This window comes from Martinezella lusitana (assembly GCF_014207095.1).
Lineage (GTDB): Bacteria > Pseudomonadota > Alphaproteobacteria > Rhizobiales > Rhizobiaceae > Rhizobium > Rhizobium lusitanum_B.
Map to the genome: position 1 here is coordinate 50,650 of NZ_JACHBG010000019.1, position 25,869 is coordinate 76,518.

A 25,869-nucleotide genomic window follows, 5' to 3' on the forward strand; every position below is an offset into this window, starting at 1 on the left:
GCGCCTTTTCCCGCACAATGTAAGGACAAGATATGTTCGATACCCATACCGTCGAAATCGAGTGGGCAGGCCGCCCGCTGAAGCTCGAAACCGGCAAGATCGCCCGCCAGGCTGACGGCGCCGTCGTTGCCACCTACGGCGAGACCGTGGTGCTTGCGACCGTCGTTTCCGCCAAGGCTCCGAAGCCGGGCCAGGACTTCTTCCCGCTCACCGTCAACTACCAGGAAAAGACCTACGCAGCCGGCAAGATCCCCGGCGGCTACTTCAAGCGCGAGGGCCGTCCGAGCGAAAACGAAACGCTCGTTTCCCGCCTGATCGACCGCCCGATCCGCCCGCTCTTCCCGGAAGGTTACAAGAACGACACGCAGGTCGTCGTAACCGTTATCCAGCATGACCTGGAAAACAATCCGGACATCCTGTCGATGGTCGCGACCTCGGCTGCCCTGACGCTCTCGGGCGTTCCGTTCATGGGCCCGATCGGCGGCGCCCGCGTCGGCTACATCAACGGCGAATACGTGCTCAACCCGCATCTCGACGAAATGGACGAGTCGAGCCTCGACCTCGTCGTCGCCGGCACGCAGGAAGCCGTTCTCATGGTCGAATCCGAAGCCAAGGAACTGGCTGAAGACGTCATGCTCGGCGCCGTCATGTTCGGTCACCGCGGCTTCCAGCCGGTTATCGATGCGATCATCAAGCTCGCCGAAGTAGCTGCCAAGGAGCCCCGCGACTTCCAGCCGGAAGACTATTCCGAGCTCGAGAAGGAAATGCTCGGCCTCGCCGAAGCCGACCTGCGCGACGCCTACAAGATCACCCAGAAGGCCGATCGCTACGCAGCCGTCGACGCCGTCAAGGCCAAGGTGAAGGCGCACTTCCTGCCGGCCGAAGGCGAAGCCAAGTACACGGCTGAAGAAGTCGGCGCCATCTTCAAGCACCTACAGGCCAAGATCGTCCGCTGGAACATCCTCGACACATCGAGCCGCATCGACGGCCGCGACCTGTCGACCGTTCGCCCGATCGTTTCCGAAGTCGGCCTCCTGCCGCGCACGCACGGTTCGGCTCTCTTCACCCGCGGTGAAACGCAGGCGATCGTCGTTGCCACGCTCGGCACCGGCGAAGACGAGCAGTTCGTCGACAGCCTGACCGGCATGTACAAAGAAAACTTCATGCTGCACTACAACTTCCCGCCCTACTCGGTCGGCGAAACCGGCCGCATGGGTTCTCCGGGTCGCCGCGAAATCGGCCATGGCAAGCTCGCATGGCGCGCTGTCCACCCGATGCTGCCGACGGCGGAACAGTTCCCCTACACGCTGCGCGTCGTTTCGGAAATCACCGAGTCCAACGGCTCCTCCTCGATGGCGACCGTCTGCGGCACCTCGCTGGCGCTGATGGATGCCGGCGTTCCGCTGGCAAAGCCGGTTGCTGGTATCGCCATGGGCCTGATCAAGGAAGAAGAGCGCTTCGCCGTTCTCTCCGACATCCTGGGTGACGAAGACCACCTCGGCGACATGGACTTCAAGGTTGCCGGTACCGAAGCCGGTATCACCGCCCTGCAGATGGACATCAAGATCGAAGGTATCACCGAAGAGATCATGAATGTCGCTCTGAACCAGGCGAAGGGTGGCCGTCTGCACATTCTCGGCGAAATGGCCAAGGCCATCTCCGAGAGCCGCGGCCAGCTCGGCGAATTCGCTCCGCGCATCGAAGTGATGAACATCCCGGTCGACAAGATCCGCGAAGTCATCGGCTCCGGCGGCAAGGTCATCCGCGAAATCGTCGAAAAGACCGGCGCGAAGATCAACATCGAGGACGACGGCACCGTCAAGATCGCCTCCTCCTCCGGCAAGGAAATCGAAGCGGCCCGCAAGTGGATCCACTCGATCGTCGCCGAGCCGGAAGTCGGCCAGATCTACGAAGGTACGGTTGTCAAGACCGCCGACTTCGGCGCCTTCGTCAACTTCTTCGGTGCCCGTGACGGCCTCGTCCACATCTCGCAGCTCGCTTCCGAGCGCGTTGCCAAGACGCAGGACGTCGTCAAGGAAGGCGACAAGGTTTGGGTCAAGCTGCTCGGCTTCGACGAACGCGGCAAGGTTCGCCTGTCCATGAAGGTCGTCGACCAGGCCACCGGCCAGGAAATCGCCGCCGACAAGAAGAAGGACGACGCAGCCGAGTAAGCTGCGCCTTCATCCAAGTTCCGGGGCGCGGGATCTTTTCCGCGCCCTTTTTATATTGAATGCCGTCGGCTGCCTTCGCTGAAACTGCGTGCCCGGCCCCTCACCCTAGCCCTGTTAAAGAGAGGAGAGAGCTAGGGTGAAGGGCAAGCATGAAATACGATAAGGCCACGGATATCCGACGATCCAAATCCACCTTTCACGACGAGACCACGCCCATGAGCCGCGATGCCCTGAAGACCCTGTTTCACCCCTTTGCCTCCGGTACTGTCGACGCGCCCGGAGAAGGCGAGCGGATCCTGTTTCTTGGCGCTGAGGCCGGCTTTTCGCTGCCAGGCGACTTTGCCGCCGAGCTTTCCGCCGTCCAGGGCTTCCGTCCCTTTTATCGCCAGCTGCAGGCACAGCGGATCAATGTGACGCCGGAGATCGAAGGCGAAGGCTATGACGGCGCACTGGTGCTGTGCGGCAAGCACAAGGGTGAAAACGAGAGCTATATTGCGGAAACACTGTCGCGCGTGAAAGAGGGTGGCCTTATCGTCATTGCCGGCGGCAAGGAAGATGGCATTCAGCCGCTGCGCAAGCGCCTCGAAGGCTTCGGCCTCGCGGTCGAGCATATGCCGAAGTATCACGGCGTCGCCCTGTGGTTCGCACGCCCCGCCGACGTAAAGGCTCTGACCGCGCAGCTGGTAAAGCCGGCAACCCGCGTCGATGAGCGCTTCACGACCACGGCCGGCATGTTCTCACACGACCGGATCGATGCCGGTTCGGAGCTGCTCGCCTCACGCCTGCCGACCGACTTTACCGGCGACGCAGCCGACTTCGGCGCCGGCTGGGGCTACCTTTCCGTCGAGCTTGCGACAAAGTCGCCAAGGATCGCGCGTATCGACCTCTACGAGGCCCATTACGGCGCGCTGGAGGCTGCCCGCGCCAATCTGCTGGCAAACTGCCCGAAGGTCGCCCAGCGCTTCTTCTGGACCGATCTGGCGAGCGAGCCGGTCAAGGACAAGTATGACCTGATCATCATGAACCCGCCCTTCCACGAAGGCCATGCCGCCGAGCCTTCGCTCGGCCAGGCGATGATCAAGACGGCGGCTTCGGCCCTGCGCGGCGGCGGCCGCCTGATGCTGGTCGCCAATCGCGGCCTGCCCTACGAGCCGGTGCTGGCGGAAAACTTCAAGGAGTTTGGCGAGACCTGCCGCAACGCCCGCTTCAAGGTGCTCTGGGCAAAGAAATAAGCCACGAGGCGGCCAACCGGCCGCCTTTTTCAATTTCCGGATCTAATTTGTTCGGTTTGAGCGGGACATCAGGTGATCCCGCAAGGTCAGGAAGTTTCTTTCCACGAGGAACCAGAGCGTCGCCGCCACGAGGAAGCAGGTGGCGAGATAGATGATGAAGCCGGAAAGCCCCTGAAGATTGTCCCTGCCGAAGACCATCTGGTCGAGATGGTAGACACCCTTGTGGGTGAGATAGAGGCTGTAGGAAAGCGTCGCGATGCCGGATATCGCCGGCAGGTGCCAGCGTCCGATCCTGGGCTGCAGGTCCAGCAATGCACCGAGGATGAGAGCCACGCCCGCCGAGAACAGCGGAAAGCCGACGACCGCGCCCGCAAGGGGCTGAAACACCAGCGGCAAGTTGGTTTCTGCAAAAGGCCCTCGGATCGAAAAGATCACGAGCGCCGCCGTCACGGCCATGCCGCCGATGCCAAGCGCGATGAAGGGCGGCAGATAGCGTTCCCACAGCAGCGGCCTGAAGAGCCGGATCGCCGCCAGCGCGACACCGAAGGTCAGCCCATCAAGCCGATTGTAGGTCGGGTAGTAGACATCTCTCAGATAGACGGCGAACGCCTCCCTGTAGGTCTGTATTTCAGCAGCCGGGCCAACCTGGTTCTGCCATAGCGCGAACCTTAGACCCATGCCGGCAATCACGATGGCCGCGACCAGAAGGGCCACAAAGACCACGGTGGCGCGACGTTTCAGCAGAACGACGAGCAGCGGCAGGAGGAGATAGAAATGCTCCTCGACACTTAGCGACCAAGCTTCTGTGAAAGTGCCGCCAAGGCGCGGGTCGAGCCCGAAATTGACAGTGAAGGTCAGAAACCGCCAGGCCGACTGCATCGTCGGTGCATCCCGCAGCGACGGGATGAATGTGTAGGAGGCGAGCACAAGCAGAAAGGCTGGCAAAATGCGGAACGCCCGGCGCAGATAGAAAGTCTTGAAGTCGACGGCGTTGCGGCGCGTGACCTCCGCCATCAACTGGCTTCCGATGAGATAACCGCTGAGCACGAAGAAGATGTCGACGCCGATCCAGCCATAGGGCCTGATTTCCGCCAAAAGCAGCGGCGTCGCTTCGACGGGCAGATGCACGAGCATCACAAGCAGAATGGCAAGCGCCCGCAACAGATCCGGCCCCAATGCCCTCCTGGTGGCAGCGGTTTCGAGCGATGTCGTCTCGTCCAATGGATCGAGTGGCTTGGAGCTGGCAACAGTTATGGTGTTCACGGCTGGGGTTCCCGTAAATGGTCAATGAATGCCGATCGACATGCAGGAGATACTGTTGAATGCGTGCCTTGTATCGGAATTCTGGCCGGCCGTAACGGGCCATCCCCGGCAAGATAGAATTAACCTAAAATTTTCGTAAAATCTTATCGAATACCCGTTAACGCGCCCAATTCGGCGCCCCCGCCCGGCCGCTTATGTTCCAAAGCGCCGAGGACAGGGCAACCAGTGGTACTCCACCCTTGCGTGAACCACCCATAGATTCGCCTCTATTCGAAGGGAGGTTCGTGTCTCGGCAGAGGCGTTCATGCCGCTGTCGTCACAAGAGGGGGAAGCCGATGATTGAAGTCACGCGCCGCACGGTGCTGCGAACTGGCCTTCTGGCCGTCGCTTCGGCAGTACCAGCAATGAGCCCGGCGGCCACGATTGCGCCAACCTGGCCGTCGTCTCTGGTACAGGCAGCAAGGGCACAGATCGGCGTCACCACGCGCTATGACCCCACCTATGTCAGACTGGCCTATCCTGGCGGCGACGTGCCTCCCGATCGCGGCGTTTGCACCGACGTCGTCATCCGTGCCTATCGCCAGGCCTTCGGGCTCGATCTGCAAAAGCTGCTGCACGAAGACATGAAGGCCAATTTTGCCGCCTACCCCAAGGCGTGGGGAATGAAGGCGCCCGATCCCAATATCGACCACCGCCGCGTCCCTAATCTTGCCGCCTATTTCACCAGACGGAAAACGGCCCTGTCCTTGACCGAGGACTTCGCGAGCTATCGTCCCGGCGACCTCGTCACACAGATGCTTCCGGGCAATCTCACCCATATCGTCATCGTCTCATCGAAAACGTCAGCGGAGGTGCCGGGGCGGCCGCTGGTGATCCAGAACATTGGCGCCGGGGCGAGCGAGGACGACACGCTGTTTGCCTATCAGCGGACGGGACATTATCGATTCTCGCCGGTCGTCTGATCCAGGCCTGTTGCGGACCATATCACGACACCGGCGAAACCGATGGGCTGACAGCTATCGCGATCTGGCCCGATTCTTTTCGGACCACTCCCGGCGAAGAACCGCATAGACGCATTCATCGCCCCAAATGCCGTTGAAGCGATCGCTTTCGATCAGGAGCGCCTCGCGACGCATGCCCAGCCGCTCGACAACGCCGACCGATCCGGCATTCTTCGCATCCAGCCGCGCGAAGATCCGGTGGAAGCCGAATTTTTCGAAACCGAGGGTGATAATGGCCGCAGCGGCTTCAGTAGCGTAGCCCTTGCCGGCATAGACGGGGTTGAAGATATAGCCGAGTTCGGCCTGCTGGGCGGCCTTGTTGGTGAATGTCAGGCCGACGTCACCCACCAAAGCATCATCCTCCCGCCGAATGACGGCACATAGCAGCGTATCCCCGTCTTCGCTGAATGAGGACGTCAAGCGAGCATCGAAACGTTCCCTCATCGCCTCTGGCGAAGGAGGATCGCGATAGAGGAAACGATAGATCTCGGGCCGCGAGCGATAGGAGCTGTAGGCTTCGAAATCTCCGGCAACAAATTTGCGCAGGATGAGGCGATCCGTAGAGGCAAGGCTTTCGTTATCGGCAGTTATCATGACACATCCTGTTATTTCGGCGTTGTCGCCGCTTAATCCGGCCGCGCCGCCAGCAACTCCGCCTCATCCAGCCGGCGCGGGATCAGGTGGACATGGGCATGGAAGATTTTTTGGCCGGCCGCGTGACCAATATTCGAACCGAAGTTGAACCCGCTGACGGACGAGTCTTCGCTGCCGATTGCCTCCCGGCACTGCAGGGCGAGCTCGTGAATGGCTTCTCGCTCATCGGCATCACTCGCGAAAATATCCATCACATGGCGCTTCGGAATGATCAGCGTGTGCAATGGCCGGACCGGGAATTTATCCCTGATCGCAAAGGCCAAGGGATTTTCGGCAAGGATGGTCAATTCCGCTGTACGGCAGAAGATGCAGTTCTGATGCAATAGCCGACCTCCACAAAAGCTTAGGGCCGCACTCAGCGGCCCCAACCCATTACAAATTTGCACTCGATGAGGTCGTTTCAACCCCTAGAGCGCCCGTGCTTCCTTTAGGAAGCACAAAGGACGCTCCAACTCTTTGAATCTACGCATCAGGCTTTCCGAAAATCGATTCCGATTTTCGAGCCGATGCTGTAGCACCGAGGATCATTCCGCATCCGCGCTCGACAGCGCTTCCAGCGTCGGCATCGAGGTGATGTTGTAGCCGGCATCGACGAAATGAATTTCGCCGGTAACGCCTGCCGACAGATCCGACAGCAGGTAGAGCGACGACGAGCCGACCTGATCGATGGTAACAGACTTGCGCAGCGGCGCGTTGCGCTGGTTCCAGGACAGGATGGCGCGGGCATCGGAAATGCCGGCGCCGGCCAATGTGCGGATCGGGCCGGCGGAAACGGCGTTGACGCGGATGCCGCGCGGGCCGTAGTCGGCGGCGAGATAGCGAACGGAAGCCTCAAGTGCCGCCTTGGCGACGCCCATGACGTTGTAGTTCGGGATCACGCGCGTCGAACCATTATAGGTCAGCGTCAGCATGCTGCCGCCTTCCGTCATCAGTTCGGCGGCGCGCTTGGCGACCTCGGTGAAGGAGAAGCAGGAAATCACCATGGTACGGGTGAAATTGTCCCGCGTGGTGTCGGCATAAAGCCCCTTCAACTCGTTCTTGTCGGAAAAACCGATGGCGTGAACGATGAAATCCAGCTTGCCCCAGCGTTCCTTGATCGCCGAGAAAGTGGCATCGACGGAAGCGAGATCCTCGACATCGCACGGCAGGATGAAATCCGAGCCCAGTTCGGCCGCGAGCGGCTTGACGCGCTTGCCGAGCGCCTCGCCCTGAAAAGTGAAAGCCAGCTCCGCACCTTCGGCGGCGAGCGCCTTTGCAATGCCCCAAGCAATCGAGTGATTGTTTGCGACGCCCATGATGAGGCCGCGCTTACCCTGCATGATTCCTGTCATTGCCTTATCCGTTGTAGCGCTGGAATACCAGCGTGGCATTGGTGCCGCCGAAACCGAAGGAATTCGAAAGAGCGATGTCGATCTTGGCATCGTCGATGCGCTTGCGCACGATCGGCACGCCTGCGAATTCCGGATCGAGTTCGGTGATATGGGCGCTTTCGCCGATGAAGCGCTCCTGCATCATCAAGATCGAATAGATCGATTCCTGAACGCCTGCTGCGCCGAGCGAGTGGCCCGTCAGCGACTTGGTCGACTGGATCGGCGGGATCTTGTCGCCAAAGACTTCGCGAATCGCGCCGATTTCCTTGCTGTCGCCCACCGGCGTCGAGGTGCCGTGGGTGTTGATGTAATCGATATCGCCCTTCACGGTGGCGAGCGCCTGGCGCATGCAGCGCACGGCGCCCTCGCCCGACGGTGCAACCATGTCATAGCCGTCCGAAGTGGCGCCGTAGCCGACGATTTCGGCATAGATCTTGGCGCCGCGGGCCTTGGCATGTTCCAGCTCTTCCAGAACCAGTACGCCGGCGCCGCCGGCGATGACGAAGCCGTCACGCTTGGCGTCATAGGCGCGCGAGGCGGTTTCCGGATGGTTCTCGTTGAAGTCGGAAGACATCGCGCCCATGGCGTCGAAGAGGTTCGACATGGTCCAGTCGAGATCTTCGTGGCCGCCGGCAAACATGACGTCCTGCTTGCCCCACTGGATCATTTCGGCGGCGTTGCCGATGCAGTGCGCCGAGGTCGAGCACGCCGAGGAGATCGAGTAGTTCACGCCGTGGATCTTGAACCAGGTCGCAAGCGTCGCCGAGGCCGTCGACGACATCGACTTCGGCACGGCGAAGGGGCCGATACGCTTCGGGCTGTTGTTCTTGCGGGTAATGTCAGCAGCTTCGATCAGCGTGCGCGTCGACGGGCCGCCGGAGCCCATGATGATGCCGGTGCGCTCGTTGGTGATGTCGCCTTCCTCAAGGCCGCTGTCAGCGATCGCCTGCTTCATGGCGACATGATTCCAGGCGCCGCCCTGCGACAGGAAGCGCATGGCGCGGCGGTCCACCAGCTCGGCCGTATCGATCTTCGGGGCGCCCCAGACCTGGCACTTGAAGCCATGCTCGGCGAAATCGGGAGAGAAAGAAATACCGGACTTGGCTTCGCGCAGCGAGGCAGCCACTTCCTGAGCATCATTTCCGATCGAAGAGACAATACCCAGACCCGTAACAACAACCCGTCTCATATCGATGACCTTTTCTTAAACAGTCTGTCTTGGTGGAGGCGGCAGAGCCGCAAATCAGGCAACCTTGTCCTTGGACAGGCCTACACGCAGGTCCGTCGCCTGATAAATGGTCTCGCCGTCGGCCTTCAACCAGCCATCGGCCGTGCCGAGGACGAGGCGGCCGCGCATGACGCGCTTGAAGTCGATGCCGTATTCGAGAAGCTTGGTGTCCGGACGAACCATGCCCTTGAACTTCACTTCGCCTGTCGAAAGGGCCATGCCGCGGCCGGGCTCGCCGAGCCAGCCGAGGAAGAAACCGGTGAGCTGCCACATGCCGTCGAGGCCGAGGCAGCCGGGCATGATCGGATTGCCGGCGAAATGGCAAGGGAAGTACCAGTCATCCGGGCGCACATCGTATTCGGCGCGGATGAAGCCCTTGTCAAAGGCGCCACCGGTCTCGGAAATTTCGGTAATGCGATGGACCATCAGCATCGGTGGCAGGGGAAGCTGTGCGTTGCCGGGGCCGAACAGCTCGCCGCGGCCGCAGGCCAGGATTTCCTCGTAGTTGAAGCTGGATTGTCTCGTCGTCATAAAAATTCCGTTTCCCCCGCAGGAATGCCGATGGATTTGAAGCTTTAGTGCAAGATGGAGGGAAAATGAAGCGAAAGCATTGCAGCTTCATTCATCCTTCCGATTAAACGCACTAGCTCTTATGTGGTGGTCGCATACAGGAACGCCAGAGCCGCTACCAGAGCCAAATGCGGCAAAAGCCCGTTTTTTGCGGCTTTTGAGCACCTTCCCACCCCATTGAAACTATTGAAAGCAATCAAGGCAAAAGTTATATGGCTTAGTAAAGATTTATAGAGATCAGGAATCCGGAGTCCCTGAATGGCGGAAGAAGCCGAAATCGCGATCGAGAGCAGGCTGCGCAATGTAGGCCTAAGGCCGACCAGGCAGCGGATCGCGCTGGGAGATCTTCTTTTTGCCAAGGGAAACCGCCACCTGACCGTGGAAGAGCTTCACGAAGAAGCGGTTGCCGCGGGTGTCCCGGTTTCGCTCGCCACCGTCTACAACACGCTGCATCAGTTCACCGAAGCCGGCCTGATCCGTGTGCTTGCCGTCGAGAGCACCAAGACCTATTTCGACACCAACGTTTCCGACCACCATCACTTTTTCGTGGAAGGTCACAACGAAGTGCTGGATATCCCGATCAGCAACCTGACGATCGGGAACCTGCCGGAGCCGCCGCAGGGCATGGAAATCGCCCATGTCGACGTGGTGATCCGCCTGCGCCGGAAGCAGCAGCGTTAAAGCACCCTCGATCAGCTCGACCTGTGGCCGAAAGCCCCCCTTACATCACGTCATCCGGATGCCGGCCGGGCCTATGATGATAGGTCGGGAAGGTCCAGCCGAACCAGAGCGCCCCTCCCCGCACTGCGAAGGCCGCTGCAACGCCGAGCCCTGCCGAAACGAAAAGAGGCAACGCCGTCGCATTGGCCGCGGTGAAGACGCCGGCGCCGACGATGGACGCCGTCACGTAGATCTCCGGCCGCAGCAGCACCGAGGGCTCATTCGCCAGCAGATCGCGCAGGATGCCGCCGAAAGTGGCCGTCAGCGCACCGGTGACGATGGCAACCGTTGGCGACCCCGTCGCCGCCATGCCCTTGGCGGCCCCCATCACGCAATAGGCAGACAAGCCCACCGCATCGAGCCAGATCAGCAGCCGGTAGCGTGATTCGAACAGATGAGCGGTGAAGAAAAACAACACGCCGACGATGGCGCAGATGATGATATAGGTCGGGTTCAGCACCCAGAAGACCGGAACGCGGCCGAGGATGATATCCCGAAGCGTGCCGCCGCCGATGCCGGTGACTGCGGCAAAGAACAGAAAGCCGATCAGATCGAGCTGTTTGCGCGACGCCGCAAGCGCGCCGGTGGCGGCAAAGAGGGCGACGCCGGCATAGTCAAGAAACGAGAGAAGCGACATCGAGAACTCCAACGGGGCGCCGGAGCCGGATGATTTTTCGGCATCCCGCTCCAACGGCAATTTTCATGAAGTGAATCATGACCGCAAGGGCCACGCAAGCAGGCGCGTGCAAAGATGTCGCAGCGGTTACGGCGATCGATTTGGCCGTGACGGCGCTTCGAAGAGGAATCCCCCGTGAAATCCCTGCTGATCGTCATCATCAACCTCATCGCATTCGTGATCATGCCGGCTGCAGCGCAGGCGCAGCAGTCGATCCTGCAGGATCCGGTGGCTTTCGAGAAGGATCACTTCACCAAAAGTTGCGACGGGCAGGTGAGCTTCGGCGATCACTTCGCAACCCAGCAGGACATCAACAACGACAAGCTGATGGACATCGTCATCAATGAGGGCGAGATCACCTGCAAGGGCGAAAAGGGACCCTACTGCACCGACGAAGGCTGCCCCTATAATTTCTATGTCCAGGTCGCCGAAGGCGGCTATCTGATGATCGCCACCGCGAAGATCTACGGCTACGATTTCATCCAGCGCTTCGGCAACATGGTTCTGGTCATGAAGATGCATCCGCGCTTCTGCGACCGCAAGGATGGCGAGGCCGTCTGCGAAATCACCGTCCGAGTGCGCGGCACCAAATTCGTCACCATATCCCAGAAGTAGGCTTTACGGCCCGGATACGTAGGCGCGGTCTCGAAACGCCATTGCGGTCGGGACTCACGTGACTACGATCCGGAGCGCGCGTTATGGCGCGGGGTAGAGCGCGGAAGTGCGGCCGACGGCGTAGTAGCCGACCAGGCCGGCCCATTCGCGCAGGCCGGTCGCCAGCAGCTGCGCATTACGCGAAGGCTGGGTGAAATCGAAGCCGGGCGTTTCCTTGCCGGTGCTGCGATAATCGACCGGCCACGGCACGACGGAAATGCCCTGCTTGCGGAAAATGCCCATGGAGCGCGGCATGTGGAATCCCGAGGTGATGAGCAGGCAATCCGAAAGCCCGTTCTGCGCCAGCAGTTCCTTGGTGTTGACGGCGTTCTCGAAGGTGGTGCGCGAGGTCTTGTCCTCGATCATGCGGCTCGTCGAAGTGCCGAGGGCGGTGAAGAAGCGCTCGGAGATGACGGCATCGCCCTCATAGGAGCCGCCGATCGACCCGTCGCCGCCCGAAATGACGATGCGGGCCTGCGGATATTTCTGCGCCAGACGCAGCGCCTCGATGAGGCGGTCGCCGGCCGAATCAAGCTCGTAGCCGCCCCGTACCGTCGTCACTTCGTTCTGCGTGGCGCCGCCGAGCACGATCATGCATTTGAGATCAGCAGGGTCGGCAGCAGGCTTCGGAAAGCGCTCCTCCAGCCCCTGCACCACATAGGCGCCCGCCGTCGTATAAAGCGTGACGAACAAGACGACAGCGGACAGCAGCGAGGCGGTCAGCATGGTGACCCGCCAGCGCAGGAGCCCGGCGATGAAGGCCAAAAGGCCGAGGAGGAATGCCAGCGACAACGGCTGACCGAAAATCCAGACAAGTTTCGAAAAAACAAACACGGCACATCCTTACGCTTGTCGGCAGAAAACGATTCGGTTTCTCCCTAGCAGATTTTTGTGCACCGCAATGTGGCTATTTCGATCGTCGCGCCAGCGGAGCCGCCGCCACGAAGCGCTGATTGAAGCGGCGCTGCAGCGGGCGGGGGATGAAGAGCGTCGACAGCGCCAGGGCAAGGGCGACCATCGACACCAGCCAGAGCGCATGTGCCCCAAAGGTACGGGCAAGAAGCGCGCCGATGACGGCGCCCGATATCATGCCGCTCCAGGGCACTATCTGCACCGTCCAGGCAAAATCCCGCTCGCCAAGCAGGAAACGGCCGATGCCGCGACCGAATCGCGAGAGTGCGCCCGTGACATAGGTAAGCCCGATCGGCAGGCCTTCGATATGCTCGACCGTGGCGTTGACGAGGCCCATGGCGAGCACCACGAGAAAGAACTGTACCAGAACCAACGCCGGCTCCGCAAAGCCGGCCGCAGCTGCCAGAAGGATGCTGACGCAGGCCAGCACGACGAAGGCCCGCCGGTCGGCCATATGAGCGATAACGATGCCGAGCGCATTGCCGCCTATGAAGGTCAGAATGGCGGAAAACAGCACCAAGGCATGACCGAAATCCCCCGTTCCAAGCGCAATCGCCGCCCGCGTCGTGTTGCCCGTCATGAAGGATACGAAATTGCCCGTCAGCATCAGGCCGACGGCATCGGTCATGCCGGCGAGAAATGCAATCGAGGCAACGAGTACCAACCCCGTCACCGTACGGCGGGTCTTAATGAGGCGACGGCGGCGCTGTCTGGTCATGAGGCGAATCGAGGTGAGTTGCGGGAGATCGGAGGCTAGCATGAAGTTGGGGGGATGCGGAATGTTGTGGAGTTGATTCGAAGCAACCCGCCGACGGGCACGGCGCAATTACAATCTCTTCTTCGCAAAGGCACGTCCCGATCCGGATTTAAGGTATTTTTCGAACTCGAACGCCTGCGTCTCATCTGAGAAGGCGATGTAGGTTTTGATCGACCACGGCGCGTATTTCGAAGTATGGGACACTTCTCCGGCGTTGTGCTTTGTCAGACGAGCTTTCAGATCTCCGGTTACGCCAACATAGTGACGATCAGGAAAATCTCGGCTTTGGAGAATGTAAACATACTTCATGCACAGCATGATAGTGTACAACAGCAGGAGCACAACCAGTGCGCTATCACCAACGACCCAAACCGAGTTTACAAATCAAACTACTGAGAGATCTGGAGAAAGTCCGCTTTCGTTACTTCGTAACTTCAGCGCGACAGCCTTCGCCGTCTTCTCGCCTTCGGTTCATCAAGCCTACCGGCTTGCCGAGCCGAAGCTCGCAGAGCGAAGGCTGGTGGAGCTAAGCGGGATCGAACCGCTGACCTCTTGCATGCCATGCAAGCGCTCTCCCAGCTGAGCTATAGCCCCATCAAGATGGTGCCGTTTTACCGGCCCTGGGTCCCTTCCGAGCGCTTCGCCCGTCGGGGTGGCGGCTTATTACTTGTGGTTTTCACAGATAGCAAGCCGAAAAATTCGGCCCGGGAAATTTTTCTTTGTTCCCGAGCCGATTGTCGTCAGATCAAACGTCGTCGTCGTCGCCGGTGACGCCGATGATGTCGCTCATGTCGTCATCGTCTTCATCTTCATCGGCTTCGAGGAAGGTGTCGTCGTCATCGTCGCCGATTTCGACATCGTCATCGCCGATATCCGGAATATCGTCGCCTGCTGCAGCCTCATCGGCGTCCTCGAGCGATACCAGTTCGACTTCCGTGTTTTCGGTATCGACTTCGGCCACTTCCTCTTCTTCCGGAACTTCCTTCGCTGCGGAGGTTTCCTCGAAGAAGGACAAAGGCCAGGACTTGCCGGTATAGGGCGAGATCACCGGATCCCGGTTCAAGTCATAGAACTTCTTGCCGGTATCCGGGTCGGTACGTTTTGTTCCAAGTTCCGCTTTCGCCACTGTCAAAGCCTCATGAATGGCCGAATGAAAATTCGGCAATGCCGGGGAAGCCGGCGTTTTAAGGGAAATATCAGCCGGTCCCCTTAATCGTTGCGGCCGTTTCTGTCAAAGCTAAAGTTCGTGCCGCCTTGTACACGGTTTTCGTGCATTGCAAATGCAGGCCTTTGCCAACGAGCCGGTGCAAGGCAGGGCAGATCCGATTCAAGGGCATCGCCAGGATGCTTTTGCGTTTTTTTGCTATGATGACAAGATTGGGCGCGACGGCGGAAATCAAGCGCTGATAGATCGCGCTATTGGCCATTCGGAGCTTGTGATACCGGGTTTTCTGGCGGGGTCTCCCGAGAATGGCGCAACAAACGGACCGAAGCCATGTACCAGCCTCCACATCACCGCGAAGACGATCTCGGCACGCAGCACCAGCTGATCCGTGCTTATCCGCTGGGAATGCTCATTACGGCCGGAGCCGGCGGGCTTGTGGCCAATGCCGTGCCGTTTCACCTCAATGCCGAGCTTTCACCGAAGGGGACGCTGCAGGCCCACGTGGCCAGGGCAAACGGCCAATGGAAGGAGATTGCGGCGGGCGCACCCGTTCTCGTCGTCTTCCAGGGCGCCGATGCCTACATCACGCCGTCCTGGTATGCGACGAAGCGGGAGACCGGCAAGGTGGTGCCGACCTGGAACTATGCGATCGTGCAGGTTCGCGGAGCCGCGCGGATGATCGAGGACCCCGCCTGGCTGCGCGCGCAGATCGGCGCGCTGACGGGGGAGAACGAGAGCGACCGCGCTGACCCCTGGGCGATGGAGGATGCGCCACCGGAATTCATCGCGGCCCAGATGAAAGGCATCGTCGGCATCGAAATCGACATCGAGACGATTGACGGCAAATGGAAGGTGAGCCAGAACCGGCCACTGGCTGACCGACAGGGCGTCGCCGAAGGCCTTTCGGCGATCGATCGCACAGAGGCAGCGGAAATGGCCGAACTGGTGCGTCGCTACAGCAAATAACGAGAGACGACGTAGGGACGAAGGAAGACATGATCATCGCCATCGACGGGCCTGCGGCCGCCGGCAAAGGAACTCTGGCACGCCGGATCGCCGAAACCTACGGCTATCATCATCTCGATACCGGCCTTACCTACCGCGCCACAGCCAAGGCGCTCCTCGATGCCGGGCTGCCGCTCGATGACGAAACGATTGCCGAGGGCATGGCGCGCAAGGTCGATCTGGCCGGGCTCGACCGGACTATCCTCTCCCAGCATGAGATCGGCGAGGCAGCCTCGAAGATCGCCGTCATGCCGGCCGTCCGCCGGGCTCTGGTCGAAGCGCAGCGCCGCTTTGCTGCAAAGACGCCGGGTGCCGTGCTCGACGGCCGCGACATCGGCACCGTCGTCTGCCCGGGCGCGCCGGTAAAACTCTATGTGACAGCCTCGGCCGAAGTCAGGGCGAAGCGGCGCCACGAGGAGATCGTCGAGGCCGGCGGCAGCGCCGATTACGATGCCATTTTCGAGGATGTGAAGCGGCGCGACGAACGCGACATGGGCCGCACCGACAGCCCCTTGAAACCAGCTGAAGACGCGTACTTGCTAGATACCTCAGAAATGAGTATAGAAGCGGCGTTTCAGAAGGCTAAATCGATCGTCGATGCCGCTCTGAGCCGAAATGCCTGAAAATATGAGCGGCTTTCGTGCGCTTCGCGCCGGGACCGCCGATTTCAAAATAGCCTGACATTCCGTCCAAGCGCCGGATAGCTTTCCCCTCAAAGGAAGGCGGACTGGGGTCAGGCCCGTTTAACGCGAACCACCGGCGCGTCAGTGTCCAGATTGCATGATCAGGACACGCCAGGAGATTTTATGTCTGTAACTTCCCCCTCTCGCGAAGATTTCGCAGCCCTTCTCGAAGAATCCTTTGCCAAGAACGACCTGGCTGAAGGCTATGTCACCAAGGGCATCATCACCGCCATCGAAAAGGATGTCGCCGTTGTAGACGTCGGCCTCAAGGTCGAAGGCCGCATCGCGCTGAAGGAATTCGGTGCACGCGCCAAGGACGGCACGCTCAAGGTTGGCGATGAAGTCGAAGTTTACGTCGAGCGTATCGAAAACGCACTTGGCGAAGCTGTTCTGTCGCGCGAAAAGGCTCGCCGCGAAGAAAGCTGGATCAAGCTCGAAGCCAAGTTCGAAGCTGGCGAGCGCGTTGAAGGCGTCATCTTCAACCAGGTCAAGGGCGGCTTCACCGTCGATCTCGACGGCGCTATCGCCTTCCTGCCGCGTTCGCAGGTCGACATCCGTCCGATCCGCGACGTTACCCCGCTGATGCACAACCCGCAGCCCTTCGAAATCCTCAAGATGGACAAGCGCCGCGGCAACATCGTCGTTTCGCGTCGTACGGTTCTGGAAGAGTCCCGTGCCGAGCAGCGTTCTGAAATCGTTCAGAACCTCGAAGAAGGCCAGGTTGTTGACGGCGTCGTCAAGAACATCACCGATTACGGTGCGTTCGTTGACCTCGGCGGCATCGACGGCCTGCTGCACGTCACCGACATGGCATGGCGCCGCGTGAACCATCCGTCGGAAATCCTGTCCATCGGCCAGCAGGTCAAGGTACAGATCATCCGCATCAACCAGGAAACCCACCGTATCTCGCTCGGCATGAAGCAGCTCGAGAGCGATCCGTGGGATGGCATCCAGGCCAAGTATCCGGAAGGCAAGAAGATCTCCGGTACCGTCACGAACATCACCGACTACGGTGCGTTCGTCGAGCTGGAGCCGGGCATCGAAGGCCTCATCCACATCTCGGAAATGTCCTGGACCAAGAAGAACGTTCACCCCGGCAAGATCCTGTCCACGAGCCAGGAAGTCGAAGTCGTCGTTCTCGAAGTCGATCCGACCAAGCGTCGTATCTCTCTCGGCCTGAAGCAGACGCTCGAAAACCCGTGGGCAGCATTCGCCCGTAACCATCCGGCTGGCACCGAAGTCGAAGGCGAAGTCAAGAACAAGACCGAATTCGGCCTGTTCATCGGCCTCGACGGCGATGTGGACGGCATGGTGCACCTCTCCGACCTCGACTGGAACCGTCCGGGCGAACAGGTCATCGAGGAGTTCAACAAGGGTGACGTCGTCAAGGCTGTCGTTCTCGACGTCGACGTCGAGAAGGAACGCATCTCGCTCGGCATCAAGCAGCTCGGCAAGGATGCAGTCGGCGAAGCAGCAGCTTCCGGCGACCTGCGCAAGAATGCAGTCGTTTCCTGCGAAGTCATCGCAGTCAACGAAGGCGGCATCGAAGTGAAGCTCGTCAACCACGAAGACATCACCTCGTTCATCCGCCGCGCCGATCTGTCGCGTGACCGTGACGAACAGCGTCCGGAGCGTTTCTCGGTTGGTCAGGTTGTCGACGCTCGCGTCACCAACTTCTCCAAGAAGGACCGCAAGATCATGCTGTCGATCAAGGCTCTGGAAATCGCAGAAGAGAAGGAAGCCGTTGCTCAGTTCGGTTCTTCCGACTCGGGCGCTTCGCTCGGCGACATCCTGGGTGCGGCTCTGAAGAACCGCAACGCCGAATAATCTTCGGTAGAAGCCTGGAAACAAAAGACCCGCCGGAGCGATCTGGCGGGTTTTTCTTTGTCCGTTATGGAGAATTCGGGTCGGCTGGTCCGCCAGTTGCGGGGAGAGCTATTCCCAGGCAACCATGCGCCGATAGAAATCGAAGGCGTGGTCTTGTTGGCGATCGCTCGGCAAAGGCCGCGGCAGGGCAGCCAGCTCCGGCGGAGTGCTAAGGGACTGCAGTGAGTCGGTTTGCGTCTCGGCATCGCCGGACGTCTCTTCGGTCATCTGAGCCGGTGGCTCCTCCGCACGCGGCTCGTCCTCATCCTCATGCTGCGCCGTCTCCTCTTCGTCGGGATTTTGGCCTTCTTCATCACCGACCGGATCGACACGATCTATCCGCTTCTGTTCGCTCGCCTTGGAGGGCGCAGCAGCCGGCAGGTAGTTGGCGACAGCAAAGGGCACGCCGAGCGGCACGGACACCGGCATTCCGGCCTGCTCGGCCGTATTGTACATTGCAGTGGCGGCCGCGGCAGACGTCGGAACTTGCAGCCTGCCGGAAAGTGCTGCGACAGGGACTGATATTTCCTCTTCGCTCGCCAGTGCGACCGGCGCCGAGACGGGCGGGATGGGACGGCTCCTGCCGCTTTCGTCGACGGGCTGCTGCTGCGTCTGTCCCGCGGCATTGGCCGTCAGCGCCTGCGCTATGATCTTCTCGACGGAGGCCGCCGGATTGTTGATGATCTGCAGCAGATCGGAATTGATAGCCATGGCGGGCGGGTTGATGACAACCTGCAGCCCCTGTTTGAGATCGGCCTCGATTTTCTGGATATCCCGCGGCACAGGCGGCGGCGCAAGCGGCGATCTGATCAACTCGATTTCGATCGGAAGCTTGGCTTCGGCGACGATCGCCGCCAAAAGCGGCCCCGCTACCGGATTGCCCGGAGGAGGTACCGGCTGCGAGGGTGAAGTCGTTGCGGCGTTGATGCCAAGGCCGGCGGAAGCAGCGGGAGCAGCTTGCGGTGTTGTAACTGTTCCGGTTTGCGGCAGCGCTTGCCCGGAAGCGGCCTGAGTTGTGGTCGGTGGAGAGGGGCTTGTCGTGCCTGACTGAGCCGCTTCCTGGAGTGCAGGTGCCGTCTGCGTGGGCTGTGCAGTGACGCCAGCAGGCGTCGGCCCTTTCACGGGGGATGCCAGGCTTGCCGCCTGGGCAGCAATATCGGCGACTTTCTGCAGTATCGCAGGCGCGAGCGGCTGGGTTGCAGCAGCCTTCGCTTCGCCGGCATTCTGCCCGTAGGAATTGACGACCGCCTTCAACACGGCGTCGGGCTCGACTGTCGATGCCTGTTCCAGGCTGAGTGCCAGCTGGACGGCTTGCGGGCTTTCAGGATCCGCCAGGGCCGCAGCCAGCAGCGGCAACGGCACGGGCGTGCTCATTTGCGCATCCATGCGCTGCTGGGCCGCGGCAAGCTGCGGCGGCGAAAGATTGCTGATGGCGGCAGCCACACGCTGCGCATAGACGGCATTGCTCTCGCCGGGCTCGCGCGCCAAATTCAATGCGCGCGCGGCGGTATCGATGGCGGAAAGCAGGCTGTTGAACATGCGCTCGCGCGCTGCGACCAGCAGCATGTTCAGCTTGCCTTCGACGCTGGCATTGACCGCGCTCGACAAGACCGCCGCAGGCGTTGCCGTGGTCTGCAGCCCCGACGTTTCCGCAGTTACGACGACAGGTTTTTCGATGGACACGCTTACAGCGGACACGGCACCAACGGCGGGAAGCAACATGACATGCTCCTTTGTCTGGCAAGGCGACGATGGAAGCGGAGGGCAGGTTCAATCAAGGCCGCTCATGCGGCCGGTGGATTTCCTAGCGCCAGATAATCCGGGTGGCGATACGCAAACGCGATGAACTGGAAACCATTCGCAAAATAACAGTCGAATCGTTAATGGATTCCTAAATGAAAGAACCGGCGCCACTTTCGCGGCACCGGCCCTCGAATTTTGCCTGATGAGCGCAGCCGTCAGCTATGCGCAAAAATATCCGCCTCTTCCCAGCCGAGAAGATCGAGCTTGGCACGGGTCGGCAAGAAGGCAAAGCAATCGTCGGCGTAATCCATGCGGCCGTCGCGCAGCAGGCGCTGCGTCAGCTTTTCGCGCAGGGAATGAAGATAGAGCACGTCCGAGGCCGCATATTCGAGCTGTGCGGGCGAAAGCGTTTCCGCTCCCCAGTCGGACGACTGCTGCGCTTTGGAAATATCGACCTCAAGCATTTCCTTGAGGTTATCCTTCAGACCATGGCGATCGGTGTAGGTGCGGCAGAGGCGCGATGCGATCTTGGTGCAGAAGACCGGTGTGGTGGTGACGCCGAAGGTGTGGAACAGGACGGCGATGTCGAAGCGGCCATAGTGAAAGATCTTTTGGCGCGCGGGGTCGGCAAGCATGGCGACGAGATTGGGCGCCTGCTTCTGTCCGGCTGCGATGCGGATGATATCGGCCGTGCCGTCGCCCGGCGACAGCTGCACGACGCAAAGCCGGTCGCGACGCGGGATGAGGCCGAGGGTCTCGGTATCGATTGCGATGGCGCCGGTGTAGCGGGCGGCATCGGCAGCGGATATATCGCCTTCGTGATAGCGGATGGTGGCAGCCATGAGATTCTCCCGGCTCTGTCTTTCTGAACTCGCTTCTCGTCCGTTCTATAGAACAGACGGGTAGATAACGATACCGTCATGTCCGGCGCTTGTTGTTTCTTCGCGTATTTAAGACGAAAACCCGCTGCGCATTTTTCTTGCGAGCGCTCTAGAATGTCGGCGGCGTGTTGATCCAGAGCAGCACGGTCTCGCCGTCGTGCCGATTGCGCCAGGAGTGATAACGGCGGCTCTCGAAATAAAGCGAGTCGCCGGGCAGCAGGTCGAAGAACTGGTCGCTGTCGAGCACCAGCTCCAGGCGTCCGGCCAGCACATGAATGAACTCCTCACCCTCGTGGCGATAGGCGCCTTCGCTCGCAGCACCGGGCGCCAGCACAAAGCGATGGCAATCCATCATCGTCCGCCCTTCGGCCAGCAGCTGCACCGTCACTCCGGGCGTCGTCGCCGGCCAGGCCCGCCATTCGCCCGATCGAACGAGCGCGGGAAAATCCTCCCGTTCCTCGCCCGAAAGACGCGAGACGGTCGTGCCGTAGTAATCGGCAAGGTCATGCAGGGTCTTGAAGCTGACACCCTGCGACGTGCGCTCCAGCGTCGACAATGTCGAGGACGTCATGCCCATGTCGGCCGCAACCTGCTCCAATGTCTTGCCGGCGGCGTGGCGCAGCGAGCGAAACCGGCGGCCGATATCGGAGGATGCCGATTGCTCGCCATTGTCGAGGCCGTTCGCACCTCCCTCCTCCGTCTCGAGCGCCTCGCGAATCGCTGCGGGGTTGAGGCCGCGTTCGGCGCGGAACCAGGAGATGCGCTTCAGCCGCGCCACGTCCTCGGCGCTGTACTGCCGGTGCCCGGTTTCGGAGCGTGAGGGCACCACCAGCCCCTGGCTTTCCCATAGGCGCAAGGTGGAAGCCGACACGCCGGCCAGACGCGCCGCTTCCGCCACCTTATAGCGCACTGAATAGCGCTCGGGCTCGATGCTGCTCATTTGCCAATGATCCCTGATCTCTCAAGCATTCCCGCTCTTCTGCGAATCGCCAGAACGCTCAATCTTCTTATTTCTCAGCACATTCCGAACGGACAGCCGCTGCAGACTTCCCAACACATTCTGGTCTTTCGATCTGTTTAGCACGAATGAAGCGCCAACTGCACAGCTCCTTAAATCGATTTAAGAAACGAGGCAGCTTTTCAATGCGCCGGGGCCTGCCTGGAACGCTTCGCATGACCCGCACGGCGCAGGATCGGAACCTCCAGCGCATTCTTGTCACCCACACAAAATCCCGCTTGAAATCTTGCAGGAAAAATGTAGGAGTTTTCTAAATAATTTGCAGAACTTCTGCAAGATAATTCAGAACCGCTTTCTGGGAGCCGCAGCGATGACCCTGACCGAGCGCAAGAATGCCGCCATTTCTCGCGGTGTCGGCATGATGACGCAGATCTATGCCGATCGTGCCGAAAATTCCGAGATCTGGGATAAAGAAGGGCGCCGCTACATCGATTTTGCCTCCGGCATCGCGGTGGTGAATACCGGCCATCGCCATCCCCGCGTCATCGCCGCCGTCAAGGAGCAGTTGGATCGCTTCACGCATACCTGCCATCAGGTCGTGCCCTATGAGAACTATGTCCATCTGGCCGAACGGCTGAACGCGATCGTTCCCGGCGATTTCGCCAAGAAGACGATCTTCGTGACGACGGGTGCTGAAGCGGTCGAAAACGCCATCAAGATCGCCCGCGCCGCCACGGGCCGCGCCGCCATCATCGCCTTTGGCGGCGGCTTCCATGGCCGTACCTTCATGGGCATGGCGCTGACCGGCAAGGTGGCGCCCTACAAGATCGGCTTCGGCCCGATGCCGGGCGACGTCTTCCATGCTCCCTTCCCTGTGCCGCTGCATGGCGTCAGCGTCGAACAATCGCTGGCGACACTGAAGAAGCTCTTTGCTGCCGATGTCGATCCGCAGCGCGTGGCCGCGATCATCCTCGAGCCCGTCCAGGGCGAAGGCGGCTTCTATCCGGCGCCCTCAGCCTTCATGAAGGCGCTGCGCGAGATCTGCGACCAGCACGGCATTCTCTTGATCGCCGACGAAGTGCAGACCGGCTTTGCACGTACCGGCAAGATGTTTGCGATGGATCACCATGAGGTGGCCGCCGATCTCGTCACCATGGCGAAAAGCCTTGCCGGCGGCTTCCCGCTGGCCGCCGTCACCGGCCGCGCCGAAGTGATGGATGCACCCGGTCCGGGCGGCCTCGGCGGCACCTATGGCGGCAATCCGCTCGGCATCGCCGCTGCTCACGCCGTACTGGACGTCATCGCCGACGAAGGTCTGTGCGACCGCGCCAACCAGCTCGGCTCGCGCCTGAAGCAACGATTGGAATCGCTGCGCGACAAGGTGCCCGAGATCGTCGACATCCGCGGCCCCGGCTTCATGAATGCGGTCGAATTCAACGATGCGACGACGAAACTGCCGAGCGCGGATTTCACCAACAAGGTGCGGCTGATCGCGCTCGACAAGGGGCTGATCCTTTTGACCTGCGGCGTCCACGGCAATGTCATCCGCTTCCTGTCGCCGATCACCATTCAGGACAACGTGTTCAGCGAGGCGCTCGATATTCTCGAGGCATCTTTGCTTAAAGCCAGCGCCGGCCGCTGACCGCACCAGATCCTGTGATCCATTTTACGATCCGCCCGTGCGGCATGCCGGGCGAAAACTGTCGGAGTGCATAGCATGTCCTTTACAACAGCAATGACCAAGCATGTGCCATTCTCCTCGCGCTTCCTGCGGGCCGCCGGCTATATCAACGGCGCCTGGACGGCGGGTGGTGCGACGAAGACCTTCGATGTCATCAATCCCGCCACCGGCGAAGTGCTCGCCAGCCTCCCCGAAATGGGTGTTGCCGAGACGACTGCCGCGATCGACGCCGCCTATGCGGCGCAGGCGGCCTGGGCCGGACGCCCGGCCAAGGAACGCTCCGTCATCCTGCGCAAGTGGTTCGATCTGATGGTCGCCAATGCCGATGAGCTGGCCAACATCCTGACGGCCGAAATGGGCAAGCCGCTGCCGGAAGCGAGAGGCGAGATCCTCTACGCCGCGTCCTATGTCGAATGGTATGCCGAAGAAGCCAAGCGCATCTACGGCGAAACCATCCCGGCGCCTTCCAACGACAAGCGCATGATCGTCATCAAGCAGCCAGTCGGTGTCGTCGGCACGATCACGCCCTGGAACTTCCCGGCCGCAATGATCGCCCGCAAGATCGCACCGGCGCTCGCCGTCGGTTGCACGATCGTCTCGAAGCCGGCCGAGCAGACGCCGCTGACGGCGATTGCGCTTGCAGTTCTTGCCGAGGAAGCAGGCATCCCAGCCGGCGTCTTCAACGTCATCGTCGGCACGGACGGCCCGGCGATCGGCCGCGAGCTTTGCGGCAATCCGAAGGTGCGCAAGATCAGCTTCACCGGCTCGACCGAAGTCGGCCGCATCCTGATGCGCCAGTGCGCCGACCAGATCAAGAAGGTCAGCCTCGAGCTCGGCGGCAATGCGCCCTTCATCGTCTTTGACGATGCCGATCTCGACGCCGCCGTCGAAGGTGCCTTGGCTTCGAAATATCGCAATGCCGGCCAGACCTGCGTCTGCGCCAACCGAATCTATGTCCAGTCCAATGTCTATGATGCCTTCGCTGCCAAGCTTGCGGCCAAGGTCTCGGCGCTTTCCGTCGGAGACGGCTTCAGGCCGGGCGTCACCATCGGGCCGCTGATCGATGAGCAGGGGGTGGCCAAGGCGGAAGACCATGTGAGGGATGCGGTATCGAAGGGCGCGCGGATCCTGCTCGGCGGCAAGCGTATTGAAGGTCCCGGCACCTTCTTCGCGCCGACCATTCTGACCGGTATCGACCGGACGATGAAGGTCGCCCGCGAGGAAACCTTCGGCCCGGTCGCGCCGCTCTTCCGCTTCGAATCGGTCGAGGATGTCATCGCGCAGGCGAACGATACGGAATTCGGCCTTGCCGCCTATTTCTTCGCCGGCGACCTGAAAAAGGTCTGGCGGGTGGCAGAGGCGCTGGAATACGGCATGGTCGGCATCAATACCGGCATCATGTCGTCGGAGACCGCGCCGTTCGGCGGCATCAAGCAATCCGGCCTTGGCCGCGAAGGCTCGCGCCATGGCGCCGACGACTACCTGGAAATGAAGTATCTCTGCATTGGCAACGTATAGCCGGCAAATCAGCATCCCCGGCAAGGAGGTGCAGCAGCTTTGCATCTGAAATGCATAAGAAAACAGGAGGATGGAGGGTTTCCGCAATTCAAGGAAAGCGGAAACTCTTCAGGTTGACGTAATGCTGATGCGGCCCTGCCATAACCGCGCCGCAGTCAACTTACCCGTGCGAAAAGCACCGGTATCGAGATTGAGCCGGAGGCCGTGGGCATCGACCTGGGCGATCGGCGTATGGCCGTGCACGATAAGCTTAGGCAGCGGCTGCGCAGTATCGAAGAAACGAGAGCGGATGAAGACGAGATCGTGGTCCTGCTGATCCGCAATCGAACGATCCGGATCAATGCCGGCATGGACGAACAAGGCTTGCGGCGTATCCAGCATGATCGGCAAACGCCGCAGGAAATTGATGTGATCGTCGGGTAGCCAAGTTCGCAGGAAGGTGTCGAGTTTCTTCTGGCTCGGATATTGCTGCCGCAATGTCGGGATATCCGCACCATAGGACGCAAGAGTGGCATCGCCCCCGAGCGCTATCCAGTCATCCAGAGATATCTCGCCATCGATATAGGCAAGCATCTCCATTTCATGATTTCCCGTCAGGCAGATGCGATCGAAGCCCTTAGGCGGCGGCGCCATCAGCCGGCCGACGACCTGGGCCGAGGCAGGGCCGCGATCGATATAGTCTCCCAGCATGACGATAAGCTTGCGCCCCGGAAGTCCCGCAGCGTCGGCGACGATTTTACGTTCCAGTGCGCTCAGAAGGTCGTAGCGGCCATGAACGTCGCCGATGACATAGGTGGGCATATCGAGATTTTCGAGCCGTTCGCGAGCCCGGCGATGGCCGAAACCAAGAGCCATCCTTTCGCGTATCCTAGCTGCCGACATAAAACTCCCTTTCGAGCATATACCCCGAGACGCCTTGGCAATCTCTGTAAGAGAACTCAAAAGCGACGATTCTGTGCCGAGAAGCAGGAATCGACGCCCACAGGCGGTATCGCGACCGATTGGAGTATGCGGTACCGGGTTGCCTTGCGGCAAAGCGCCTCGAACAACGCCTTTATGCATGGAGAAAGTTGACAGGGAGTATCCGCAATTCTATCGCGCTTGAGAGCCTGACGGGAGAAAGGCCGATCGCCCGGATTGCAGACCCCGGTATATATTCTC

26 protein-coding genes and 1 tRNA gene are annotated in these 25,869 nt (G+C 60.6%); 10 read left to right on the top strand and 17 right to left on the bottom strand.

The features are described from left to right. Window positions 1-32: 32 nt before the first annotated feature. Window positions 33-2,171, top strand: coding sequence for a polyribonucleotide nucleotidyltransferase (gene pnp, locus GGD46_RS26350; RefSeq protein ID WP_184709592.1), 2,139 nt, complete (start codon window positions 33-35; stop codon window positions 2,169-2,171). A gap of 215 nt (window positions 2,172-2,386) precedes the next feature. After that, window positions 2,387-3,403, top strand: a complete 1,017-nt coding sequence (locus tag GGD46_RS26355) for a class I SAM-dependent methyltransferase (protein ID WP_184709700.1) — start codon at window positions 2,387-2,389, stop codon at window positions 3,401-3,403. A 42-nt stretch (window positions 3,404-3,445) separates the two neighbouring features. Here GGD46_RS26355 and GGD46_RS26360 read toward each other — a convergent pair whose 3' ends face one another. Continuing rightward, window positions 3,446-4,666, bottom strand: a complete 1,221-nt coding sequence (locus GGD46_RS26360) for an acyltransferase family protein (RefSeq protein WP_184709594.1) — start codon at window positions 4,664-4,666, stop codon at window positions 3,446-3,448. Between the two features lie 335 nt (window positions 4,667-5,001). Between GGD46_RS26360 and GGD46_RS26365 the strand changes: the two genes are divergently transcribed. After that, complete coding sequence (locus GGD46_RS26365; protein WP_184709596.1) at window positions 5,002-5,628, top strand: DUF1287 domain-containing protein; 627 nt, start codon at window positions 5,002-5,004, stop codon at window positions 5,626-5,628. A 54-nt stretch (window positions 5,629-5,682) separates the two neighbouring features. Here GGD46_RS26365 and GGD46_RS26370 read toward each other — a convergent pair whose 3' ends face one another. From GGD46_RS26370 to fabA, 5 genes are all read right to left on the bottom strand, one after another. Then, window positions 5,683-6,261, bottom strand: coding sequence for a GNAT family N-acetyltransferase (locus GGD46_RS26370; protein ID WP_184709599.1), 579 nt, complete (start codon window positions 6,259-6,261; stop codon window positions 5,683-5,685). Window positions 6,262-6,293: 32 nt separating this feature from the next. Next, a complete protein-coding gene (locus tag GGD46_RS26375) occupies window positions 6,294-6,689 on the bottom strand; it encodes an HIT family protein (protein WP_281414744.1) in 396 nt (131 codons plus the stop codon). A 156-nt stretch (window positions 6,690-6,845) separates the two neighbouring features. Then, window positions 6,846-7,652, bottom strand: a complete 807-nt coding sequence (gene fabI, locus GGD46_RS26380) for an enoyl-ACP reductase FabI (RefSeq protein ID WP_184709600.1) — start codon at window positions 7,650-7,652, stop codon at window positions 6,846-6,848. A 4-nt stretch (window positions 7,653-7,656) separates the two neighbouring features. Continuing rightward, window positions 7,657-8,880 (bottom strand): beta-ketoacyl-ACP synthase I, encoded by a 1,224-nt coding sequence (gene fabB / locus GGD46_RS26385; protein WP_184709602.1) that lies wholly within the window; start codon window positions 8,878-8,880, stop codon window positions 7,657-7,659. Window positions 8,881-8,934: 54 nt separating this feature from the next. Further along, window positions 8,935-9,450 carry a 3-hydroxyacyl-[acyl-carrier-protein] dehydratase FabA gene (fabA, locus tag GGD46_RS26390; RefSeq protein WP_004127724.1) on the bottom strand — a complete coding sequence of 172 codons (516 nt, stop codon included), beginning with the start codon at window positions 9,448-9,450 and terminating at the stop codon, window positions 8,935-8,937. 297 nt (window positions 9,451-9,747) lie between these two features. On the opposite strand from fabA, the gene irrA reads away from it, so the two are divergent. Then, the gene (gene irrA / locus GGD46_RS26395) at window positions 9,748-10,170 is read left to right on the top strand and encodes an iron response transcriptional regulator IrrA (RefSeq protein WP_184709604.1); all 423 of its coding nucleotides are present in this window, start codon (window positions 9,748-9,750) and stop codon (window positions 10,168-10,170) included. Between the two features lie 40 nt (window positions 10,171-10,210). Here irrA and GGD46_RS26400 read toward each other — a convergent pair whose 3' ends face one another. After that, window positions 10,211-10,846, bottom strand: coding sequence for a trimeric intracellular cation channel family protein (locus GGD46_RS26400; RefSeq protein WP_184709606.1), 636 nt, complete (start codon window positions 10,844-10,846; stop codon window positions 10,211-10,213). 174 nt (window positions 10,847-11,020) lie between these two features. On the opposite strand from GGD46_RS26400, the gene GGD46_RS26405 reads away from it, so the two are divergent. Beyond that, window positions 11,021-11,500, top strand: a complete 480-nt coding sequence (locus GGD46_RS26405) for a hypothetical protein (protein WP_184709608.1) — start codon at window positions 11,021-11,023, stop codon at window positions 11,498-11,500. An 81-nt stretch (window positions 11,501-11,581) separates the two neighbouring features. Here GGD46_RS26405 and GGD46_RS26410 read toward each other — a convergent pair whose 3' ends face one another. The 6 genes from GGD46_RS26410 to GGD46_RS26435 form a co-directional block, all read right to left on the bottom strand. Continuing rightward, complete coding sequence (locus tag GGD46_RS26410) at window positions 11,582-12,373, bottom strand: YdcF family protein (RefSeq protein WP_184709610.1); 792 nt, start codon at window positions 12,371-12,373, stop codon at window positions 11,582-11,584. Window positions 12,374-12,446: 73 nt separating this feature from the next. After that, window positions 12,447-13,169: a YoaK family protein gene (locus GGD46_RS26415; protein ID WP_184709612.1), complete on the bottom strand. Its 723-nt coding sequence runs from the start codon at window positions 13,167-13,169 to the stop codon at window positions 12,447-12,449. Between the two features lie 108 nt (window positions 13,170-13,277). Then, window positions 13,278-13,517, bottom strand: a complete 240-nt coding sequence (locus GGD46_RS26420; protein ID WP_184709614.1) for a GIY-YIG nuclease family protein — start codon at window positions 13,515-13,517, stop codon at window positions 13,278-13,280. 209 nt (window positions 13,518-13,726) lie between these two features. Then, window positions 13,727-13,802, bottom strand: a tRNA-Ala gene (locus tag GGD46_RS26425). Window positions 13,803-13,953: 151 nt separating this feature from the next. After that, on the bottom strand, window positions 13,954-14,334 hold the full coding sequence (locus GGD46_RS26430; RefSeq protein WP_004127699.1) for a TIGR02300 family protein: 381 nt from the start codon (window positions 14,332-14,334) through the stop codon (window positions 13,954-13,956). Between the two features lie 70 nt (window positions 14,335-14,404). Continuing rightward, the gene (locus tag GGD46_RS26435) at window positions 14,405-14,635 is read right to left on the bottom strand and encodes a hypothetical protein (RefSeq protein WP_184709616.1); all 231 of its coding nucleotides are present in this window, start codon (window positions 14,633-14,635) and stop codon (window positions 14,405-14,407) included. Window positions 14,636-14,703: 68 nt separating this feature from the next. On the opposite strand from GGD46_RS26435, the gene GGD46_RS26440 reads away from it, so the two are divergent. The 3 genes from GGD46_RS26440 (at window position 14,704) to rpsA (ending at window position 17,888) form a co-directional block, all read left to right on the top strand. Then, a complete protein-coding gene (locus tag GGD46_RS26440) occupies window positions 14,704-15,339 on the top strand; it encodes an FMN-binding negative transcriptional regulator (protein WP_184709618.1) in 636 nt (211 codons plus the stop codon). A gap of 29 nt (window positions 15,340-15,368) precedes the next feature. After that, on the top strand, window positions 15,369-16,001 hold the full coding sequence (gene cmk, locus GGD46_RS26445) for a (d)CMP kinase (RefSeq protein WP_184709620.1): 633 nt from the start codon (window positions 15,369-15,371) through the stop codon (window positions 15,999-16,001). A gap of 183 nt (window positions 16,002-16,184) precedes the next feature. After that, window positions 16,185-17,888: a 30S ribosomal protein S1 gene (gene rpsA, locus GGD46_RS26450; RefSeq protein ID WP_092854221.1), complete on the top strand. Its 1,704-nt coding sequence runs from the start codon at window positions 16,185-16,187 to the stop codon at window positions 17,886-17,888. A 108-nt stretch (window positions 17,889-17,996) separates the two neighbouring features. Here the strand turns inward: rpsA and GGD46_RS26455 are convergent, their stop codons facing one another. The 3 genes from GGD46_RS26455 to GGD46_RS26465 form a co-directional block, all read right to left on the bottom strand. After that, window positions 17,997-19,649, bottom strand: a complete 1,653-nt coding sequence (locus GGD46_RS26455) for a hypothetical protein (protein ID WP_184709622.1) — start codon at window positions 19,647-19,649, stop codon at window positions 17,997-17,999. 236 nt (window positions 19,650-19,885) lie between these two features. Continuing rightward, on the bottom strand, window positions 19,886-20,512 hold the full coding sequence (locus GGD46_RS26460) for a ribonuclease D (RefSeq protein ID WP_184709624.1): 627 nt from the start codon (window positions 20,510-20,512) through the stop codon (window positions 19,886-19,888). A gap of 148 nt (window positions 20,513-20,660) precedes the next feature. Next, entirely contained in the window at window positions 20,661-21,491 is an 831-nt protein-coding gene (locus GGD46_RS26465) for a MerR family transcriptional regulator (RefSeq protein WP_184709626.1), read from the bottom strand. Between the two features lie 388 nt (window positions 21,492-21,879). Between GGD46_RS26465 and GGD46_RS26470 the strand changes: the two genes are divergently transcribed. Next, the gene (locus GGD46_RS26470) at window positions 21,880-23,151 is read left to right on the top strand and encodes a 4-aminobutyrate--2-oxoglutarate transaminase (protein WP_184709628.1); all 1,272 of its coding nucleotides are present in this window, start codon (window positions 21,880-21,882) and stop codon (window positions 23,149-23,151) included. A gap of 75 nt (window positions 23,152-23,226) precedes the next feature. After that, window positions 23,227-24,708, top strand: coding sequence for an NAD-dependent succinate-semialdehyde dehydrogenase (locus GGD46_RS26475; protein ID WP_184709630.1), 1,482 nt, complete (start codon window positions 23,227-23,229; stop codon window positions 24,706-24,708). Window positions 24,709-24,816: 108 nt separating this feature from the next. Here the strand turns inward: GGD46_RS26475 and GGD46_RS26480 are convergent, their stop codons facing one another. Further along, entirely contained in the window at window positions 24,817-25,563 is a 747-nt protein-coding gene (locus GGD46_RS26480) for a metallophosphoesterase (RefSeq protein WP_246806486.1), read from the bottom strand. Between the last annotated feature and the right edge of the window lie 306 nt (window positions 25,564-25,869).